The following is a 20,367-nucleotide window of genomic DNA, read 5'->3' as shown; positions in this document are numbered from 1 at the left end:
TCGTATTTAGATAACTGATAACTTACGTAATAAACCACAACTGTATCTTCCTCTTGTATAAGGTCAATCATACGTTTTAATTCATCTCGGTTAATCCTTTTTTTCAAAGTTATCAAGCAATGCACGCACTTCATCTGTGGATTTCGTATTCATCAATTGATTTCTTAACTCACCAGCTCCAGGGAATCCTTTGACATAAATTTTAAAAAAGCGATGCAGTCCTGTGATTGAACGTGGTAATACTGCTGAATATTGATCTTGGAGATCCAGTTGTAATCTCAGAAGATCAAGGTATTCCGTAGTGCTATGCTCTTTTGGCTCTTTTTCAAAAGCAAAAGGATTTTTAAAAATTCCTCGACCGATCATAACGCCATCAATACCATATTGTTCAGCGAGTTCTTGTCCCTTTTGACGATCTGGAATGTCTCCGTTTATTGTTAGTAGCGTATTTGGAGCTATTTCATCACGCAATTTTTTAATGTCTGGGATCAGCTCCCAATGCGCATCTACTTGGCTCATTTCCTTTCTCGTACGTAAATGAATCGAAAGGTTTGCAATATCCTGTTTGAAAATATGGGTTAGCCACTCTTTCCACTCGTCGATGTCCGTATAGCCAAGTCGAGTTTTTACACTGACAGGCAGTCCTCCCGCTTTAGCTGCTTGAATAAGTTCTGCCGAAACGTCGGGACGCAGAATAAGACCGCTACCTTTCCCTCTCGTTGCAACATTCGGTACAGGGCAGCCCATATTAATATCGATGCCTTTAAATCCTAGCTCTGCCATGCCAATACTCATTTGTCGGAAATATTCGGGGTTATCCCCCCAAATATGTGCTACCATCGGCTGTTCATCTTCTGTAAAAATCAAACGGCCACGCACACTTTTCATGCCCTCTGGATGACAATAGCTATCCGAGTTTGTAAACTCTGTGAAAAATACATCCGGTCTACCTGCTTTACTTACTACTTGACGAAAAACAACATCTGTCACATCTTCCATTGGTGCAAGTACAAAAAATGGTCGTGGTAAATTACGCCAAAAGTTATCTATCATTTCAAACTCAAATCCTTTCATTATGGGTACAACTTCAAACTCTCGGTCAAAAAATATAAGGACAAATGTTCCACTTTTTTCACACTTATATCACTTGGAACATTTATAATTTTTAAAAAAACTATTGTAAAATCGGCATTGTTTATTTTAACGTAAATCAGTCCTTAATGGTACTTTTATAAACCAAAAAGCAGATGATATAGACTTTTTCTAAATCAACTGTTTTTCTATTATACCAGCTCCAACCACTTGACCGCTTCACTAAGTGATATCACATATGATTTATTGGAAATTACTTTGAAAATTTCATTAAATTAGGTAAGATAGAATTAAGGTCAATTAGTATTGGAGGAATCGCAATGGAACTTATTGTTTATTTAGCGGGTCAGATTCATGATGATTGGAGAGATGAAGTTGCACAAAAAGCAAAGTCAAAAAATCTTCCACTTCATTTTGTAGCCCCGCAAACAAACCATGATCGTTCAGACAATATCGGTGAAGAGATTTTAGGAAAACAGCCATCTAACCTATATAAAGATGATGCAGCGTCAGATATTAATAATTTTAGAACTCAAGTCTTAATGCAGAAAGCGGATATCGTCATAGCCTTATTCGGAGAACAATATAAACAATGGAATACAGCAATGGACGCTAGCATGGCCATTGCCATGAACAAGCCGACGATTATCATTAGACCTGAATCATTAATTCACCCATTAAAAGAGCTTTCAAACAAAGCAAATGTAACAGTAGAAACCGTTGATCAAGCGATAGATGTTATCCGTTATATTTTTGAGTGAAATAAGACAAATAAAAAATGAAAATTAATAAGGAGTAAGCTAACAAAAGTATACTTTTGTTAGCTTACTCCTCTTCAAATTGAACCTACTTTTCTTCGTTATCAGTTTTTTCTGTCATATCCTTATTATAATTATACTGAGAAGGATCGACTTTAGTAAATCCTATCGGTGTATAAAATCTCAACAAGTCACCATTCACAACTTTATCAGAAATTCGTAATTTATTTTCTACTTCTTTTTTGTACTCATTCGCTTTTTCTAATTGAGTTGCATCATTTATTGGTAAACCAGTTGTAGTATCGTAGAATTTCCCATCAATCGAATAGATAGTAGGACTGACATAATCATCATTTCTAAACGCAACTATTTCATTATGCTCTTTTGATAATAAGTCGCTACCAAATTGAATGTAATTTTGCGAATTAATTCCAAGCAAATGTAATAAGGTTGGAAGAAGGTCTATTTGCCCTCCGTAACAATGATTAACCCCCCCTTGCATTCCTGGAACGTGAATAATTAATGGTACACGTTGCAAATTAGCACTTTCATAAGGTGTGATTTCTTTTCCCATGATTTTTTCCATGGCTTTATTATGATTTTCTGAAATACCGTAGTGGTCACCATAAAAAACAAGCATACTGTTATCATATAGGCCAGACTGTTTTAATTCATCCATAAACTGTCCAATTGCTTCATCTGCATAACGAGCAGTTTGGAAATAATTATCTACACTTGCATCTCCAGTATCCGCTTTGCCAATTGTCGTTAAGTCTTGATTCATTTTATATGGATAATGGTTGGCAACCGTTATAAATTTCGAATAAAAAGGTTGAGGTAAAGTCTTTACAAGATCTAATGACTGTTCAAAGAATGGCTTATCCAATAAACCATATTCAGCCATATCTTCTGCAGAACTAGTGTCATAATAATTAGCATCAAAGAAATGGTCATAACCAAATGATTTATAGATCTCATTCCGATTCCAGAAACTTCCGCTGTTCCCATGAAATACAGCCGATGCATATCCATTCTCTTTTAATATTGCAGGAGCCGCTTGATACGTATTCTGACCTTTTGTAATATATGCAGATCCTTGTGGTAAACCAAATAAAGAGTTTTCAAGCATAAATTCAGCATCTGAAGTTTTACCTTGAGCCGTCTGATGGAAGAAGTTATCAAAGTATAATGTATTAGGATCTTTAGTCAATGAATTTAAGTATGGTGTTACTTCTTCACCGTTTAATTTATAGTCCATCAAAAAGCTTTGGAATGACTCCAAATGGATATAGATGACGTTCATGTCTTTCGCTGCACCAAAATATTCTTTATTTGGTTCCGCATAGTTAGATTTTATAAAGTTAATAACTTCTGTTATATCATCACTATCAGCTAAAGCCCGTTTTGAAGACGCCTTTATAGTTTCAGTCGCGTCATATATCGTATAGTTATACATTCCTAAATACTTAACAATATAGTTTCTATCAAAACCACGAGTTAATAGCTGCGGACGATCAGCGTTAGCTAGCCCTAAATTTAAAGCAGATATTCCTAATGCAAAAGCAATCACTGGAATAGCTTTGTTGTATCTAACTCTACTATTATCTTTTCGTATTTTTTTAGATAAGCATAAGTAAATCAATAAAAATACATCCACAAAGAACAATATATCGTAGGGTTTTAATAAAGAGATAATACTGCCGCCTAAGTCTCCAAAGTTTTGCGTTTGAGTAAGCGTTGGCAATGTAATAAAGTCACTAAAAAATCTATAATAAACTGCGTTTGCATATAAAAGCAGGGACATAAGTGAGTAAATTACAACAAGTGATGTATATTTCCTCGGTCCTTTGAAAATGAATGAAAATCCAAGAAACAGCATAGCTGAACCCAGAGGATTTAAAAGTAAAAGGAATTGTTGTAGGGATCCTTCTACCCCTAAGTTAAACTGCGTTACTTGTGTGATATATGTTTTAATCCATAGCATGAAAACGGCAACTAAATAAAAGCCAAAAAACTTATTTAAAAAGGTAGCTTTTTTAATATTTAAACTATCCATTTTTTCACCTTCCTATTATTTCAATAATCAATATTTACATTAAAATATTAATTTGGTAAAATATAGTTTTTATATTTTTTGAAGCTTATATAGCCTAACTCTTCTTCGGACTTCTGTCAAGTAAACACGTCTATTGAGCTTACAGTATTGAATTATTACTACCGCAATCCTAATTCATAAACAACAACAAAAGCAGAAGGCTAATTAGAGGCGCATTAATGCACTTCTAAACCGTCTGCTTTCTATGTTTAATCAAATAATTAAGTTAGATATTCTTAAGATGCAGCTTAATAACGACACGCCACTGCTTCACAGAAACAACTCTATACATATTGTATTATTTTGATAATGCAATATGTATATGGGCTAAGTGATGCTCTTCGTGCCAAGCTAATTTTGCTACTTTTGTTGCGACTGTTATTTTACCGTTTGTTTGGTGAGTAAATGCCCGATCTAATTGTTCTTCTGCTAAGCTATGTCCTAAAGCCACGATGCGCTCATTTATACCTTCTAACATTTTAATAGAACTTTCTACAGGAAGCTTCGTATCCGGTTGAATAGCCCACCTTTCTTCATCGAAAGCTGGAACAGTTGGGTTTTCATCTGTTAAAGCAAGCTTCAAACGCTGATACATGTTCAATTGAGAATCTGCAATGTGATGAACAAGTTGACGAACCGTCCATGCACCTTCACGATAAGTTTTGCTTAAATCCTCATCACTTAATGAGTCGACAGTTTCTCGTAGTCGAATCGTGTAAGTTTCGATTTCCTTTAACCATTCTTGAATATCTTCTAATCTTACTTTTTCAGGAACTTGCAATTTTCCAATTGGGTATTTTACATCCATTTTTCAAACCTCTTTTCCCTATTCTATATTTATTATTGTTTGGTATTAACACCTAATATATCAATCTGCTCAGTTGTTGTAAACCTCAATAAAGACTACAGTGGATATTTAAGAGTAAATAGTATCCGTGAAAAGGCACAATTAAATTTGAATTAGTCCGCTAGTTCAAACCAGGCTGACTACGTCACAGTGCGTGGACCATTACTAATGGTACATATGATCGTGTAAGGGTATAATAGCCTCATACTAATTTAAAGGGGTCCTGCCTTGTGAGCCAAAGAGTTAATTATTATGAAATTGCTTCAGATGCTATGGAAATTATGATGGATATGGAAAAGTATACGAAAACGACAGCGATCGAACGAAAACTTCGTGAGCTTATTAAAATTCGTATTTCTCAAATTAACGGCTGTGCCTTTTGTTTGAATATGCATACTGCAGATGCTCGAAAAATGGGTGAAACAGAACAAAGATTATACTGTGTTAGTGCTTGGCAAGAGTGTGAATTTTATTCGGATGCAGAAAAAGTAGCTTTAGAATTAGCAGAGCATGTGACATTAATCCCGACAAAACGCGTGCCGGATGAGCTTTATCAACAAGTACGTGAGCACTATGATGAAAAACAGTATGTTGACCTGGTGCTAATAATGAATCAAATTAATAATTGGAATAGAATTTCCATTGCAATGGGAAATGTAGCAACTGAAAATTAATTACTCTAAATGGCATTTTCCAAATTCCACAAACTGGCGCAATCATGCTGATTGATTGCGCCATTCTTTTTGAGTAATAATAGAACTTGATACATAACTATTTAGGAGTGGGAAGATGCGAGATATTTCAATATTAATAGCTGATGATGAGGAGGAAATTTCTGATCTGATTGCCATCCATTTAGAAAAAGAAGGGTACAAGTGTTTTAAAGTATTAGATGGACTAGCGGCTGTTCGTGCTGTCGAGACTCAGGTCATAGATTTGCTCATTTTGGATATTATGATGCCGAAAATGGATGGATATGAAGTGACTCGTCGCATTCGTGAACAGCATAATATGCCGATCATCTTTTTAAGTGCAAAAACATCTGATTTCGATAAAGTACAGGGACTGGTAATTGGCGCAGATGATTATATGACGAAACCATTCACCCCGATAGAACTGGTTGCTCGTGTAAATGCTCAGCTCAGACGTTTTATGAAGCTCAATCAACCTAAAATAGATACAGATAATAACGCTAGACTAGAATATGCTGGATTAGTTATTTCCTCTGATCACCATACAGTTACGCTATATGGTAAAAACATCGAGCTGACACCGAAAGAGTTTGATATTTTGTATTTACTAGCAAGTCATCCTAAGAAGGTTTTTAGTGTAGAGCATATATTTAGTCAAGTATGGGGTGAAGCATATTTCGAAGGTGCTAATACCGTTATGGTTCATATACGTACGCTTCGAAAAAAATTGGAAGAAGATAAACGGAAAGATAAATGGATTAAGACAGTATGGGGAGTAGGGTATACATTCAATGGTTAACATGATGCGCAGTTTTCGTTCAAAGATGGTGCTGTTATTTGGTTTAAGTATGTTTCTATCTGGTATCATCATCTATCTCCTCTTTAAAGGACTGCAATATTATTATCACACGAATGCCCAGTTTGGAAGCAAATTATTTTATTATCGGCAAATGATGAAAGAAATTGGCGACATTAACTTCTTCTTACTGCTATTTATCCCACTTTCGCTTGTATTTTTTTATTTACTTACACAGCGCTATTCGACTTATTTCAATGAAATATCAACTGGAATCCATTATTTAGCTCGGGGTGACTTTTCCTATAAAGTTCAAGTTAAATCAAATGATGAATTTAGTGATATCGCTCAAGATGTAAATTTAGCAAGTGAAAAGTTGAAAGAAGCGATCGAAAGAGGAGATTTTTCGGAAAACAGTAAGGAACAACTAGTCGTAAATTTAGCCCATGATTTGCGGACTCCACTTACTTCCGTTTTAGGTTATTTGGATTTGCTTCTAAAGGATGAGCGATTATCTAAAGAGCAAGTTAGACATTTTTTAACGATTGCTTTTACAAAATCTCAGCGTTTAGAAAGATTGATTGATGAATTATTTGAAATAACTAGAATGAACTATGGCATGCTACCAGTTGAAAAAAAGAGAATAAATTTAACTGACCTACTGAATCAATTAAAGGAAGAATTGTATCCTGTATTTGAAAAGAATCATTTGATTGCACGGATGATTAATGAGCCCCATTTACCTATTTGGGGTGATGGCGATTTGATAGCACGTGTGTTTGAAAATCTGATGACTAATGCAATCCGTTATGGATATGATGGTCAGTATGTCGATATAAACGGCTTTACCGCTGCAGATCAAGTGGTTGTTCGAGTTGTAAACTACGGAGATAGCATTCCTACGGATGAACTTCCATATCTCTTTGATATGCTTTATACAGGTGACAAGGCACGAACTCATCAAGAAGATAGTACAGGTCTTGGCTTGTTCATTGCGAAGAATATTGTGGAGCAGCATAATGGCACTATTACGGTTGAAAGTAGTGTCATCCAGACCATTTTTGAAGTTAGTTTACCAAAGGAAAGTAAACCGATTAATGATGATTAACTGTAAGTAGAACATTTAAGAAAAATTTAAGATTTACCCCACTCTTTTTTTAAATAGTTTTCCCTATTCTTTTAAGTAAGGATGATTAAGGAGGAAACTGAAAATGAAGAAGTGGGGCTTTTTAATACTTATATTGTGCATGGGATTTACTTTAGTAAATATTGAACCAAAAGGAGACACTCAAAACTTTGATCCATATGTAACTGATTTAGTAGATGATAAAGGGTCCTCTGAAAATATTCAAATGAAAGAAATTACAAAGGAACAAATATATCAAGGAAACCTTCTTTTAGTAAATAGTGAATACCCTGTTCATCAAGATAGTATGAACTCAGATATCATCCATTTATATCCCAATAATGAATTAACAAAAGGATATCGGTTGTTACATAATAAAATTTATTTGTCTGAGGATGTTGCGCATGCATTTTCAAAAATGATTGCTGCTGCAGAAAAAGAAGGAGTACATAATTTCTCCATTACTAGTGGATTTCGAGACTTTGATGAGCAAAGTATACTTTATGAAGAAATGGGTTCTTCCTATGCCTTGCCGGCCGGCCATAGCGAACACAATCTGGGCTTATCACTTGATGTAGGATCTACTCAAACGAAGATGGCTGATGCACAGGAAGGAAAGTGGATAGAAGAAAACGCTTGGAAACACGGGTTCATTTTACGCTATCCAAAAGATAAAACGAATGTAACAGGAATTCAATACGAACCGTGGCATATCCGCTACGTCGGTTTTCCTCATAGTGCGATTATGAAGGAAAAAAACTTTGCTTTAGAAGAATATTTGGATTACCTAAAAGTAGAAAAGCATATTACTTCTAATATGAATGGGGAAAAATACACGATTACCTATTACTCCATTTCCGGGAGCAGGGCGATTAACGTACCGGATAATAGCTATTTTGAGATTTCCGGTAACAATATGGACGGAGTAATTGTGACCGTTTACGAATGATAAGTAGATACACACATAGAAGAGGTAGTCTTATGAAGCATAAATTAACTATACAAAACACAATTTTATATTTGGTATTGATTGCATATATCTTTATGATGATAGATTTTCTGATTTTAGGAAGGCTGCTATTCTCTATTCAAAATAATTTACAACTGCCTGCACGAGAATTTAATATGGTTCCCTTTAGAAGTATTTTTGAAGATATAGGGGCGGGAAGGCTGAGACTTAGCGGGAACTTCTTAGGTAATATTCTTATCTTTATTCCAGTAGGTATTTTTCTTTCTTTATTCAGACCTAACAAAAAAATGGCCGTTAATTTGGTTATCGTACTCTTTATTAGTCTTTTTGTAGAAATGATGCAATTTCTAACAAATACAGGAATAGCAGATATCGATGACTTATTACTAAATGGTCTAGGTGGCCTAGTAGGATTATTCATTTACCAAATATTATCTTTTAAAAGATCTTATTTAAAAATAAAAAAGGCTGTAACCATATTATCAGTTATTATAGGATTTCCAGTGATAGCTCTGTATTTGTACATTGTTATTTTTGGCAGAATAATTTTTTTACCTTGAATTGTTTGTTCGGTCCCTGTGTTAGACACAACTGGTCCATAATAGATGCAATATCTAAAATACCTGCGATTAATGGCTGTGCTTCAATCGTTATCAATTCCTGCTCATCTTGAATACTTAATTTATTGGGCCACTTGTTAAAATTGACCCAAGTGGCCCGTTCCCATATAAACTACAAATCTATTTCAAACAGTAATGGCGTGTGATCTTGTCTTGGACCTGAATCAATCATTTCAGATCTAAGTACTTTATCTGCCATACGATCACTCACTAGCCAGTAATCAATTCTCCAGCCAGAATTATTAATTTTACTTGTTTTAGCACGCTGAGCCCACCAAGAATAAATACCTGTCACATCTCCGTGAATATAGCGAAAAGTATCAGTAAATCCTTTTGCTAAAAGATTTGTAAAACCTTGCCGTTCCTCATCCGTAAAGCCAGCTGAACGACGGTTATTTTCGGGGTGCGCCAAGTCGATTTCTTTATGCGCTACATTAAAATCACCTGTTGCTATAACCTTCTTCTCTTTATCCAAGCCTTCTAGATAATCAGCATATTTTATATCCCAAATTTGACGTTCTCCTAAACGCTTCAAACCATCGCCTGCATTGGGTGTATAAACTTGTGTTAAGTAGAACTGATCAAATTCTAATGTGATGATGCGACCTTCCTCATCCATCGTGCTTGGTGCTCCAATTCGTGGGAAGGTGACGGAAGGTGTTAGGTAATTTTTATATAAAAACATCGTACCCGCATAACTCTTCCGTGCAGGTTCTACTGAACTGTTCCAAACGATTTCGTAATCGGGAAACTTATCCCCAAGAATTTCTAAATGTTTTTTAGTAGGACCGTTACTCGATAATTTTGTTTCTTGTATGGCAATAATCTCTGGGTTATTTTCAATAATCGTATTCAAGACTGCTTGAGATAATAAAGCACGTGCTGAATCGCTCGTTAGTGCCGCATTTAGTGAATCAATATTCCATGAAATTAACTTCAATGTCTTTCCTCCTATTCTTATTTCAACTCCAACCAAGCCACCGCTTCACAATGCGTCGTCTGAGGAAACATATCAACCGGCTGCACTTCCATCGTTTTATACCCGCCGTCTTCTAAAATGCGCAAATCACGGGCAAGTGTCGCAGGGTTACAAGACACATAAACAACTCTTTTCGGGCGTTGTTCAATGATTGTTGTGAGTAATGCTTCGTCACAGCCTTTTCTAGGTGGATCGACTACTAGTACATCTGCTTTTTTTCCTTCTTTATACCATTTAGGAATTACTTCTTCTGCTGGACCAGCCTCGAAGTAAGTATTAGAAAATCCATTCAACTCCGCATTTCGTTTTGCATCTTCAATTGCTTGGGGGACGATTTCTACACCTAGTACTTGTTTTGCTTGTTGTGCTAGGAATAAAGAAATGGTTCCTATTCCGCAATATGCGTCAATTACTGTTTCATTTCCAGAAAGCTGCGCGTAATCTAATGCTTGTTTATATAGTACTTCTGTTTGTACTGGATTTACTTGATAGAAAGATCTAGCGGAGATTTCAAAACGCACGTCTCCTATTAAATCTTCGATAACTGCTTTGCCCCATACGACATTTGTTTCATCTCCGAAAATAACATTCGTATTGCGACTGTTTACATTTTGCACTATGGAAGCAACATTTGGCTCCACTTCACGGATTAACTCGATGATTGCATCTTTTTTAGACAACTTAGCATGCTTTGTAACAAGCACGACCATCACTTCTCCAGTTGTTCGGCCTTTTCTTACAACAAGATGACGTAGCTGCCCTTTTTTCGTTTCTTCATTGTAAGGGATTAAATCTAGTTCTAAAGCATGTTCTTTCACTGCACGCATTAATCGATCTGATTCATCTGATTGGATTAAGCAAGTATTCGTATCTGCAATGCGATGAGATTTAGATTGATAAAATCCTGCGAGTACTTGTCCGTCTTCTAGAGAAAATGGAATTTGGGATTTATTACGGTATTCCCATGGCTTCTCCATTCCTTTAACTGGAAGTACTGGAGCATCTATTTTCCCAATACGCTGCATGACATTTCGAACCATATTTTCTTTCCAAGCAAGCTGTCCCTCATAGGATAGATGCTGTAATTGGCAGCCACCGCATTCTCCAAATACTGGACATGGCGCGTCTACGCGAAATGGCGAAGGCTCTACGATATTCGTTAATTTTGCGAAGCCATAGTTTTTTAATGTTTTTAACACATGAACTTCTGCGGTTTCATTTGGCAATCCGCCCTGTATAAATAGCGGGTATCCATCGACTTTTGCTACTCCTGCTCCATCATGCGTCAAATCTTCTATATGAACTGTTAGTCGATCATTTTTAGTTACTGGTGTATTCACTTTATATCTCCGTTCCTGTTTTGATTGATTTATTATACCAAAAATGTGAGACTTTTTGGGTGACTAGGATACTTTCCTGCTTAATCTAAAAACAGACGCCATTATGACGTCTGTTTTGAGTACTTTCTCATTTTTTTACTCGCTATCTAACATGCCCAAAAAAGCTGCTGGAATAGTTAGTTGTTGGTTTTTAACGATTAGCTTCGTAAGTTCATCGATTGTTTCTATTTTATTTTCATCTTTAATAATTTTAATCTCGTTATGCAGGCGTTCCATCTTTTGATCAAGTGCGTATGCCGAGTCGGCCGCTTCTTTTAGTTCTTTTAATAATCTTTCCGGCACGAACTGATCATATTTATAAAAAATTTTATGTTCTAAGCTTGCCCAAAAATCCATCGCTATAGTACGAATTTGGACTTCTACCGTCACAATTTCCTTACTATCAGACATAAAAACAGGAATTTCAATTAGTAAATGTAAACTTTTATACCCATTATTTTTCGGATTTTGGATATAGTCTTTTACATTTACTATTTTGAGATCACTTTGGTTTTGTAGCATTTCATAAATTTGATAGATATCCGAGATAAACGAACAAGTAATACGGAGCCCCGCAATATCCTTTACATTTTCTCGTATGCTATTAACCGAAATTTCTTTTCCTTTTCTACCAAGCTTTTTCATAATACTTTCAGGGGATTTTAACCTGGAACTAGTATGTTCTATCGGATTATATTCATGAATCATTAAAAATTCTTCTTGAAGTATCTCAATCTTTGTTTCAAGTTCGGCTAATGCAAATTTATACATTAGCATTAGGCGTGTCATGTTTTTTCTCATTTGCTTAAACTGCTCTAGTTGTTCCGGATTCATAGGTTAGTGCTCCTTCAATATATGTGCCTGAGGAAATCATACCAAATTTATTTTCACATAACAAAAATAATGTATGTTAACTCACTTATATTGGACTTGCTTCTTTACGATTTCCACTAACTGATTCCATGTTTGAATTTCAAAAGTTGGTTGGATTGCTGTCACATTCTTTTTCAAATGCGGATTAAACCAGCAAGTATCGATGCCAAAATTATTGCCACCTTGAATATCGGAAGAAAGGGAATCACCAATCATCAACACACGAGACTTGCTAGATATTTGAAGTTTATCCATTGCATACTCAAAAACTTCTGCTTGCGGCTTTTGAAAACCAACTTCCTGGGAAGTAATGACTTCCTCAAATAAATCTTTTAACGATGAGCCACCTATTCTTGCATGTTGCGCAATTGTAAAACCATTTGTTAATACTGCAAATCTACAACCTGAAAGATTCGCAAACATTTCTTCTACGCCTTCAATCATATGTACTTCTTTTCCTAAATGCTCAATGTATTGATGGCCAAAGATTTCTGCATTTATATCCAATGCTTGCTCTAAAAATAAACGTTTAAATCGCTCTACTTTTAACTCAGCTAAATTGGTGCGGCCATGTTCCAAATCATCCCATAGTACTTTACTAATCGCTTTATAGCTAGGAAGATAATCTTTCACACCATTTGGTAAACCATATTCCATAAATAGATTGTGGAGTGCATGCTTCTCTGTCATTCCAAAATCAAGCAATGTATCATCTAAATCGAATATTAAAACATCATATCTCATTCTCGTCCCCGTCCTTCTTCTAACATTATAATTTCTATTTTACCACATACTAAAAAAGAACCTCGGATTTCCGAGGTTCATTTATCCCTAACCGCTCCATCTTTCGAAGCTGCCCAAAATGCCACTACAATTGCTAGTATCAAAACAATAAAAGGTGCATAAAAGATTAAAAAGTCCGTCATATTGCTCCTCCTTAGGCATGATTATCTTTTTTACCACGAACATAGTCTTTGTTAAATAAAAACAAACGTAACAATAAATACAGCGATGGTATTAATAATGCAAGACCAGCGATGAATGCAATAATGAGCGCGATTGCCATTGCTTCGTTCGTAAAACTATCGTAAATCGTTAAATATGGATATAGCAAATACGGTCGATGCGCAAAGCCGTACGCAAAAAACGCGATGAGAAATTGCCCTCCCATAAGTCCAAACGCAAATCCATAACTTCTTTTTTGGACTAATAGCCAAACCGTCCCTAGAAATAATAAAAATGACAAACCAAAGGCCCACCAAATGTCTATCATATTAGCGTAATGCTCTGGGTTATGCGAGCGTAGTTCGACTATAATCCCAGCGGCAGCAATAATGGTTGGAAATGCCCAAATAAGGGCGTATTTTCTCATTAACTTGGTCGCATCTGGATCCCCTGCTTTATTGGCATACCATGTTAAAAATACGGCAGAAATATACAGAACTGCGGAAAGACTTAGCACAACAATAGACCAAGTTAAAGGGCTAGTAAAAAGGGCATAATAGTCGAGTGAAGGAAAACCATTCACCATTTCTATAAACCCACCCTCAGAGATCGTTAGCACAATCGATAACGCTGCCGGAATAAACAATCCAGCTAATCCGTACATAAAGGAATATCCTTTATGTCCTCTTGAGCCATACGTTTCAAAGGCATAGTAAGATCCACGAATAGCGAGCAATGTTAAAGCAATACTCGCTGGCACTAAAAGTGTTGTGCCATAGTAAAACGCCGTTTTCGGGAAAAACCCTATGACTCCTACAAAGAAAAATACGAGAAACACATTCGTTACTTCCCAAACTGGGGATAAATAACGTTGAATCACATTGGTCAAAATATGCTGTTTTCCTGTCAGTAGGCTATAGGCATTAAAAAAACCCGCTCCAAAGTCAATTGACGCAACGATTAAATATCCAAATAAAAATATCCAGAGTACTGTGATTCCGATAATCTCTAAAGTCATAAGATATCCGCCCCCTTATCAGCGCGACGATCAGCCAATTCTTTTTCCACTGGATTTCTTCTGAACATCCGCGTTAATACGACTATACTTCCGATTCCAAGTACTAAATATAATAGGGAGAATAAAATAAGCATCATATCGACATGCTCGCTTGTAGTTGCTGCATCTTTCACTCGCATTAGCCCTCTCAATATCCACGGCTGTCTCCCAACTTCTGCAAGCCACCACCCTGCTTCGATTGCTAATATTGTAAGCGGACCGCCTAAAACGATTAACCAGCGGAACAGTTTAGATTCTACAAGCTTCCATTTCATTTGTGTGCCTAACCAATACGCTGCAGAGAGCAAGGTCATCCACACGCCAATTGTCACCATAATATCGAACAAGTAATGAATATATAATGGTGGAATTTCATCTTCCGGAAACTGGTCAAGACCAATAACTTCTGCTGCTGGATTCGAATGCGCCAAAATACTTAAAGCAAATGGAATTTTAATTGCATATTTCACTTCTCCGTCCTCTAACACTCCATACATTATTAGCGGCGCATTTCCTTCTGTTTCAAAATGCCATTCAGCAGCTGCCAACTTTTCCGGCTGGTACTCCGCTAAATATTTTCCAGAGAAATCTCCAATTATCGCTGCAGCAATAGAAAATACAAGCCCTACTTTCATAGTTAAAAAGAGAGCCTTTTTATGATATACATGATTGGAGCCTTTTAATAACCGGAATGCTGCTATTGCCGCCAATACAAAGGCCGCAGTCATATAAGCGGTTACAACTACATGCGCCACTTTCGTAGGCATGGCCGGGTTAAACATGGCAACCAATGGACTAATATTTACTAGCTCCCCATTCACTACATCAAACCCTTGGGGAGCATTCATAAATGCATTTACAATCGTTATAAATACAGCCGATGCGGATGCCCCAATTGCTACCGGAATAAGTAATAATAAATGCTTTTTCTGGTTCTCAAAACGATCCCATGTGTACAAGTATATCCCAAGAAAAATTGCTTCAAAAAAGAATGCAAATGTCTCCATGAATAAAGGTAGTGCAATAACATTCCCCGCCAATTGCATAAAATTTGGCCAAAGTAAGGATAACTGCATTCCGATAGCGGTTCCTGTTACAACACCAACTGCAACTGTTATAACAAATCCCCTTGCCCACCGTCTAGCCAGTAATATGTAATGCTCATCATTCTTTTTAATCCCTACCCACTGAGCAATCATAATCATAAGTGGAACACCGACACCAATAGTTGCGTAAATTATATGAAAAGATAAAGTCAGCTCGGTTAATACTCGACTATAAAATACGGCTTCCTCGTTTCCCATTCCTTTCCCTCCTTAGCTCCCGAACATTCTCCCAATAATGGAAAGCAGCATAACTCCCGCAACGATAAATGCAAGCCACATTAAATACTTTTCTTGCTTTTTGTACATGTACTTTCCTCCCTTTCTTATATGTTACCCGGAAAACAGATTGTTTAACATTATGCGAGGAAAAATAAAAAAACCAGCAATCATGTAAGAATGCTGGGTTCGATTTTTAAGGTCTGTCCTCTTCCCTAATTTCATCAATTGGGACAAAAACCTCTATATGTCTATATAAATTTTGGAATGTAGCGGGAATGTTACCACCGTATTCTCCATCTAAATTAAGAAGCACTTTTTCGTCTGAAGTCACTTTTATATGTCTTGCCTTTTTGTAAATAACATGTGGATCTTCTAGATGTTCCCCACGAATTGCAAGCGATGCTAAGCGGATAAACTCAGCCATATTCACTTTTTTCAAAATTAATAAAGAGAATTTCCCATCATTAATACTTGAGCTCGGAGCAAGTTTTTCAAATCCACCAACCGAATTCGTCAGTCCAACTAAAAACATCATGGCTTCATCATCGAATACTTCATCATCATACTCTATTCGAACTTTTGTCGCATTAATCGACGGAAGCATTTCGATCCCTTTTAAATAATACGCCAGTTGTCCAAGCACTGTTTTGAGCTTACTTGGAACTTCATATGTGAGCTCGGTAATCCGTCCACCACCAGCAATATTTATAAAGTATCGTTCATTATTCACAAGACCAACATCCACAGGAATCGTATCACCTTTTACAATGATTTCCACTGCTTTTTGTATATCCCTCGGTATATGCAAAGCCCTTGCAAAATCATTCGTTGTCCCCATTGGAATAAGCCCAATTTTAGGACGTTCTTCAAATTCACTTACACCGGCTACTACTTCGTTTAGTGTTCCATCTCCGCCAGCTGCAACGATTAGGTCGAAACCATTTTCTACTGCTTTTTTCGCAGCAGAAGTTGCGTCACCTTCCCCGGTAGTTGCATGGCAAGACGTTTCATATCCTGCGATTTCTAAAGATTCTAATACCTCGGGCAAGTTTTTCTTGAAAATTTCTCTCCCTGAAGTAGGATTATAGATGATTCGTGCACGTTTCATAATTTTTTCCTCTCTGCTTCACAATTCTTACTAGTCATAAAGACTTCTTTTCTGAAGAAAAGGTTTCACTCCATTACTAAAAGAGCCGACTTATGCCGGCCCCGTTCTTTTATTCGTAAGCATTTATTTTTGAAGTGCTTGTAACCAGTTATTACGTATGTCTTCATAAACTGCTAAATGGAAGTCTTTGTTATCTGTAAACTCTTTGCTCATTTGAGCATAGAATGCTTTTTGTACTTCTTCGAAAGTCGGATCTTCCTTATCTGGGAATTTTGATCTACCTTCCATGACAAACTGTTGCACTTTTTCTGCACGAGGTCCCCATTTAGAAATAACTTCCCCGTCTCTATTTAACAATAAATAAACAGGAATCGAGCGTCCACCATTCGTTAAATATTGGTCCATCAAGTCAAGGTTTTCATCTCGATATACTGCACGTACTTCAAGGCTAGCCGCCTCCGCAATTCTACGCACTATTGCATTATTCATCATAGCATCTCCACACCAGTCTTCTGTAATAGCAAGTACATGTGGTGCTTTTTCTTTTAATAATTCGATAAATTCATCATCCGCAGGAACTTCGAATTGATCATAAATGCTAATTGACTCTTCTTTTTTCGTCGTCATATCATCCATATATTGAGTAAGTGGTTTTGCATTTTCAAAGTATTGTTGTTCTGTAGGCATTCGAAATGACCCCCTTTTTACTTTAGTATACTTCGTTGTCATGGCTAATACAAATAAGTTGGTTAGCATATTTAGGTTAAAACAATAATTGACTTTGGAGAAAAAATGGCATACAGTATGAATTATTTTATTCATAAATTAAGGAAGTGCTGTCATGTTAAAACATAAAAAAAAGTGGTTCTCTTTTTCTCCTCCACTATTAATTGCTAGTAGTTTTTTATGTTTAATAGTAATAGGAACAATCTTGTTGAAGCTTCCATTTTCCACTACCACTACTATTTCATGGGTTGACGCTCTGTTTGTTGCTACTTCCGCAACGACTGTTACTGGACTTAGTGTTTTTGACCCCGGCACAACATTGACCTTATTTGGAGAGCTAGTTTTGTTGTTTTTAATTCAATGTGGTGGAATAGGATTAATGACATTTGCAGTAGCAATACTCATTTTACTTGGCAAAAAAATAGGCTTGCAAAACAGAATCTATTTACAAGAATCGTTTAGCCAACAATCTATCGGTGGGATTGTGAAACTGACAAAGCTAATTTTAGTTTTTGTATTATCAGTTGAGGCTGTCGCTATTATTTTACTCACACTTCATTGGATTCCATCATACGGATTAGGCGACTCTTTTTATTATAGTTTATTTTATGTGGTTTCTGCTTTTAATAATGCAGGGTTTTCATTGTTTTCGGATAATTTAATGAGCTTTACTTATGACCCTATAGTGAATTTCATACTATCTAGCTTATTTATCATTGGGGGGCTTGGATTTGTAGTTGTGATGGATATTATCCAAAAAAAAGAATTTCGTTCTTGGTCACTTCATACAAAAATGATGATCATAGGTACGATTGGGATGAATATATTTGCTACTATCATTTTCTTCTTGTTGGAATTTAATAATGATGAAACAATCGGTAGAATGGGATTATTGGAAAAACTGTTTACTTCTTATTTTAATGCTGTTACTCCTCGTACGGCGGGATTCAATATGATCGATTATGGGCAGATGGAGGACCCTTCTTTACTGTTTACTATGTTCCTAATGTTTGTTGGCGGCGGTAGTGCATCTACTGCTTCTGGTATTAAGTTAACAACGTTTATCGTCATTTTTTTAGCCACCCTAGCTTTCTTTCGTTCTCAGGAAGAACCTGAGTTATTTGGTAGAACTATCCGTAAAGAGGCGGTTATTCGTTCGTTAGCCGTTTCTACCGTTAGTTTGACGATTGTGTTTTTATTTACATTTGCCTTAACAATCAGTGAAAAGCTACCATTACTACCATTAGTATTCGAGGTATTTTCAGCATTTGGAACAGTTGGATTGTCGATGGGTATCACCAATCAACTAAGTGGCGTTGGAGAAGTTCTCATTTGTATCGTGATGTTTCTTGGACGGATCGGACCGCTTACCTTATTTTTTATATTAACCAAACCAAAAAAGAAAAAATATCGTTATCCTTATGAACAAGTTTTTACTGGATGATAAAAGGACTAAGACTGGACTTGTTGTGTTCTTCACAAGCCTAGTTTCCTTTTCCAATATTTCTCCATACTAAAAGGATGACTCATTGGAGTCATCCTTTTAGTGATTTATCTTTTTATGATTTCTTCGTTTAAGATTTTATTAACAAGTGGTGGGTTAGCTTGTCCTTTTGTTGCTTTCATAATTTGACCGACTAAGAAGCCGATTGCACGGTCTTTCCCGTTTTTAAAGTCTTCGATCGATTGTGGGTTTGCATCAAGTGTTGCGGTTACGATTTCACGAAGAGCGCCTTCGTCTGAAATTTGTACTAAGCCTTTTGCTTTTACCACTTCTGCAGCATCTCCACCGTTATCCGCAAGTTCTTTAAATACTTTTTTCGCGATTTTCGATGAAATCGTGCCATCGGAAATTAGCTTGATCATGCCAGCAAGATTAGATGGTGTCAGTTGAATGTCTTTTAGTTCTTTTTGATCTGCATTTAAGTATGCAGAAACTTCACCCATTAACCAGTTTGAAGCAAGCTTCGCATCTGCTCCTAGGGCAATTGTTTCTTCAAAGAAATCGGACATTTCTTTTGTTAACGTTAATACCATTGCATCATAGGCTGGAAGTCCAAGTTCTTCTATATAACGTTTTTTACGAGCATCTGGAAGTTCCGGAATTTCTGCACGGACACGTTCTAACCACGCATCATCAATCACGATGTCTACTAAATCCGGTTCCGGGAAATAGCGATAGTCATCTGTTCCTTCTTTAACACGCATTAGAATTGTTTTGCCTGTTTTCTCATCAAAACGACGAGTTTCTTGCTCAATTATTCCGCCTGAAGAAAGTACTTCCGCTTGGCGAATTTCTTCATGCTCTAGTCCTTTACGCACGAAGCTGAAAGAGTTCAAGTTTTTTAACTCTGCTTTTGTACCGAATTCTTCCTGACCGTATGGACGTAATGAAATGTTCGCATCACAACGTAGTGAACCTTCTTCCATTTTACAGTCAGAAACACCTGTATATTGGATAATCGATTTTACTTTTTCAAGATAAGCATATGCTTCCTCAGGAGTGCGAATATCAGGTTCTGATACAATCTCCACCAATGGAGTCCCTTGACGGTTAAAGTCGACTAAAGAATATCCATCCGCATGTGATAGTTTACCCGCATCTTCTTCCATATGAAGGCGTGTAATACCGATCCGTTTTGTCTCTCCGTTAACTTCAATTTCAACCCAACCATTTTTACMAATTGGCTTATCGAATTGTGAGATTTGATACGCTTTCGGATTATCTGGATAGAAATAGTTTTTACGGTCGAACTTTGTATGTTGTTCAATTTCCATATTTAACGCTAGCGCTGCACGCATAGCGTAATCTACTACACTTTTGTTTACTACAGGTAGCACTCCAGGATAACCAAGATCAATTACTGTAGTATTTGTATTTGGTTCAGCGCCAAAGTGATTCGGTGCTGCAGAGAAGATTTTAGAGTTTGTTTTAAGCTCTACGTGTACTTCTAAACCAATAACTGTTTCAAAGTTCAT

Annotated in this window: 20 protein-coding genes; 7 read left to right on the top strand and 13 right to left on the bottom strand. The window is 36.5% G+C overall.

Annotated features, from left to right (window positions below):
* Positions 1-90 precede the first annotated feature (90 nt).
* Entirely contained in the window at positions 91-1,074 is a 984-nt protein-coding gene (locus AC1DFT_RS17755) for a tRNA dihydrouridine synthase (protein WP_478160474.1), read from the bottom strand.
* Positions 1,075-1,412: 338 nt separating this feature from the next.
* Between AC1DFT_RS17755 and AC1DFT_RS17750 the strand changes: the two genes are divergently transcribed.
* Positions 1,413-1,853 (top strand): YtoQ family protein, encoded by a 441-nt coding sequence (locus tag AC1DFT_RS17750; protein ID WP_478160472.1) that lies wholly within the window; start codon positions 1,413-1,415, stop codon positions 1,851-1,853.
* Positions 1,854-1,938: 85 nt separating this feature from the next.
* Here the strand turns inward: AC1DFT_RS17750 and ltaS are convergent, their stop codons facing one another.
* Complete coding sequence (gene ltaS, locus AC1DFT_RS17745) at positions 1,939-3,906, bottom strand: lipoteichoic acid synthase (protein WP_478160470.1); 1,968 nt, start codon at positions 3,904-3,906, stop codon at positions 1,939-1,941.
* 337 nt (positions 3,907-4,243) lie between these two features.
* Complete coding sequence (locus AC1DFT_RS17740; RefSeq protein WP_478160468.1) at positions 4,244-4,753, bottom strand: YfiT family bacillithiol transferase; 510 nt, start codon at positions 4,751-4,753, stop codon at positions 4,244-4,246.
* Between the two features lie 269 nt (positions 4,754-5,022).
* Here AC1DFT_RS17740 and AC1DFT_RS17735 point away from each other — a divergent pair, with 269 nt between their 5' ends.
* The 5 genes from AC1DFT_RS17735 to AC1DFT_RS17715 all read left to right on the top strand — a co-directional run bounded on the left by AC1DFT_RS17735 (position 5,023) and on the right by AC1DFT_RS17715 (position 8,936).
* Positions 5,023-5,466, top strand: a complete 444-nt coding sequence (locus tag AC1DFT_RS17735) for a carboxymuconolactone decarboxylase family protein (RefSeq protein WP_478160466.1) — start codon at positions 5,023-5,025, stop codon at positions 5,464-5,466.
* 115 nt (positions 5,467-5,581) lie between these two features.
* Complete coding sequence (gene vanR, locus AC1DFT_RS17730) at positions 5,582-6,283, top strand: vancomycin resistance response regulator transcription factor, VanR-F/VanR-M family (RefSeq protein WP_478160464.1); 702 nt, start codon at positions 5,582-5,584, stop codon at positions 6,281-6,283.
* Positions 6,276-7,388: a sensor histidine kinase gene (locus tag AC1DFT_RS17725; protein WP_478160462.1), complete on the top strand. Its 1,113-nt coding sequence runs from the start codon at positions 6,276-6,278 to the stop codon at positions 7,386-7,388. The genes vanR and AC1DFT_RS17725 overlap by 8 nt, the downstream gene beginning before the upstream one ends.
* Before the next feature lie 103 nt (positions 7,389-7,491).
* Complete coding sequence (gene vanY, locus AC1DFT_RS17720) at positions 7,492-8,355, top strand: VanY-A/VanY-F/VanY-M family D-Ala-D-Ala carboxypeptidase (protein ID WP_478160460.1); 864 nt, start codon at positions 7,492-7,494, stop codon at positions 8,353-8,355.
* Positions 8,356-8,387: 32 nt separating this feature from the next.
* On the top strand, positions 8,388-8,936 hold the full coding sequence (locus tag AC1DFT_RS17715; protein WP_478160458.1) for a VanZ family protein: 549 nt from the start codon (positions 8,388-8,390) through the stop codon (positions 8,934-8,936).
* A 172-nt stretch (positions 8,937-9,108) separates the two neighbouring features.
* Here the strand turns inward: AC1DFT_RS17715 and AC1DFT_RS17710 are convergent, their stop codons facing one another.
* The 9 genes from AC1DFT_RS17710 to AC1DFT_RS17670 form a co-directional block, all read right to left on the bottom strand.
* Positions 9,109-9,936: an exodeoxyribonuclease III gene (locus tag AC1DFT_RS17710; RefSeq protein WP_478160456.1), complete on the bottom strand. Its 828-nt coding sequence runs from the start codon at positions 9,934-9,936 to the stop codon at positions 9,109-9,111.
* Between the two features lie 17 nt (positions 9,937-9,953).
* On the bottom strand, positions 9,954-11,315 hold the full coding sequence (gene rlmD / locus AC1DFT_RS17705) for a 23S rRNA (uracil(1939)-C(5))-methyltransferase RlmD (protein WP_478160454.1): 1,362 nt from the start codon (positions 11,313-11,315) through the stop codon (positions 9,954-9,956).
* Positions 11,316-11,450: 135 nt separating this feature from the next.
* Positions 11,451-12,188, bottom strand: a complete 738-nt coding sequence (locus tag AC1DFT_RS17700) for a GTP pyrophosphokinase (protein WP_478160452.1) — start codon at positions 12,186-12,188, stop codon at positions 11,451-11,453.
* A gap of 81 nt (positions 12,189-12,269) precedes the next feature.
* Entirely contained in the window at positions 12,270-12,971 is a 702-nt protein-coding gene (locus AC1DFT_RS17695) for a YjjG family noncanonical pyrimidine nucleotidase (RefSeq protein ID WP_478160450.1), read from the bottom strand.
* Positions 12,972-13,048: 77 nt separating this feature from the next.
* On the bottom strand, positions 13,049-13,153 hold the full coding sequence (cydS, locus tag AC1DFT_RS17690; protein ID WP_478160448.1) for a cytochrome bd oxidase small subunit CydS family protein: 105 nt from the start codon (positions 13,151-13,153) through the stop codon (positions 13,049-13,051).
* A gap of 11 nt (positions 13,154-13,164) precedes the next feature.
* The gene (locus tag AC1DFT_RS17685) at positions 13,165-14,190 is read right to left on the bottom strand and encodes a cytochrome d ubiquinol oxidase subunit II (RefSeq protein WP_478160446.1); all 1,026 of its coding nucleotides are present in this window, start codon (positions 14,188-14,190) and stop codon (positions 13,165-13,167) included.
* A complete protein-coding gene (locus tag AC1DFT_RS17680; protein WP_478160444.1) occupies positions 14,187-15,533 on the bottom strand; it encodes a cytochrome ubiquinol oxidase subunit I in 1,347 nt (448 codons plus the stop codon). The genes AC1DFT_RS17685 and AC1DFT_RS17680 overlap by 4 nt, the downstream gene beginning before the upstream one ends.
* Positions 15,534-15,747: 214 nt before the next feature.
* Positions 15,748-16,662 (bottom strand): diacylglycerol kinase, encoded by a 915-nt coding sequence (locus tag AC1DFT_RS17675; protein WP_478160442.1) that lies wholly within the window; start codon positions 16,660-16,662, stop codon positions 15,748-15,750.
* Between the two features lie 123 nt (positions 16,663-16,785).
* Positions 16,786-17,349 carry a thioredoxin family protein gene (locus AC1DFT_RS17670; RefSeq protein ID WP_478160440.1) on the bottom strand — a complete coding sequence of 188 codons (564 nt, stop codon included), beginning with the start codon at positions 17,347-17,349 and terminating at the stop codon, positions 16,786-16,788.
* Between the two features lie 154 nt (positions 17,350-17,503).
* Here AC1DFT_RS17670 and AC1DFT_RS17665 point away from each other — a divergent pair, with 154 nt between their 5' ends.
* Positions 17,504-18,832 (top strand): TrkH family potassium uptake protein, encoded by a 1,329-nt coding sequence (locus AC1DFT_RS17665; RefSeq protein WP_478160438.1) that lies wholly within the window; start codon positions 17,504-17,506, stop codon positions 18,830-18,832.
* 107 nt (positions 18,833-18,939) lie between these two features.
* Here the strand turns inward: AC1DFT_RS17665 and gatB are convergent, their stop codons facing one another.
* Positions 18,940-20,367, bottom strand: a complete 1,428-nt coding sequence (gene gatB / locus AC1DFT_RS17660) for an Asp-tRNA(Asn)/Glu-tRNA(Gln) amidotransferase subunit GatB (RefSeq protein WP_478160436.1) — start codon at positions 20,365-20,367, stop codon at positions 18,940-18,942.

This window comes from Psychrobacillus sp. 05T411 (assembly GCF_056396485.1).
The sequence above is the reverse complement of the archived record's forward strand: the minus strand, read 5'-3'. Positions and strand labels throughout refer to the sequence as shown.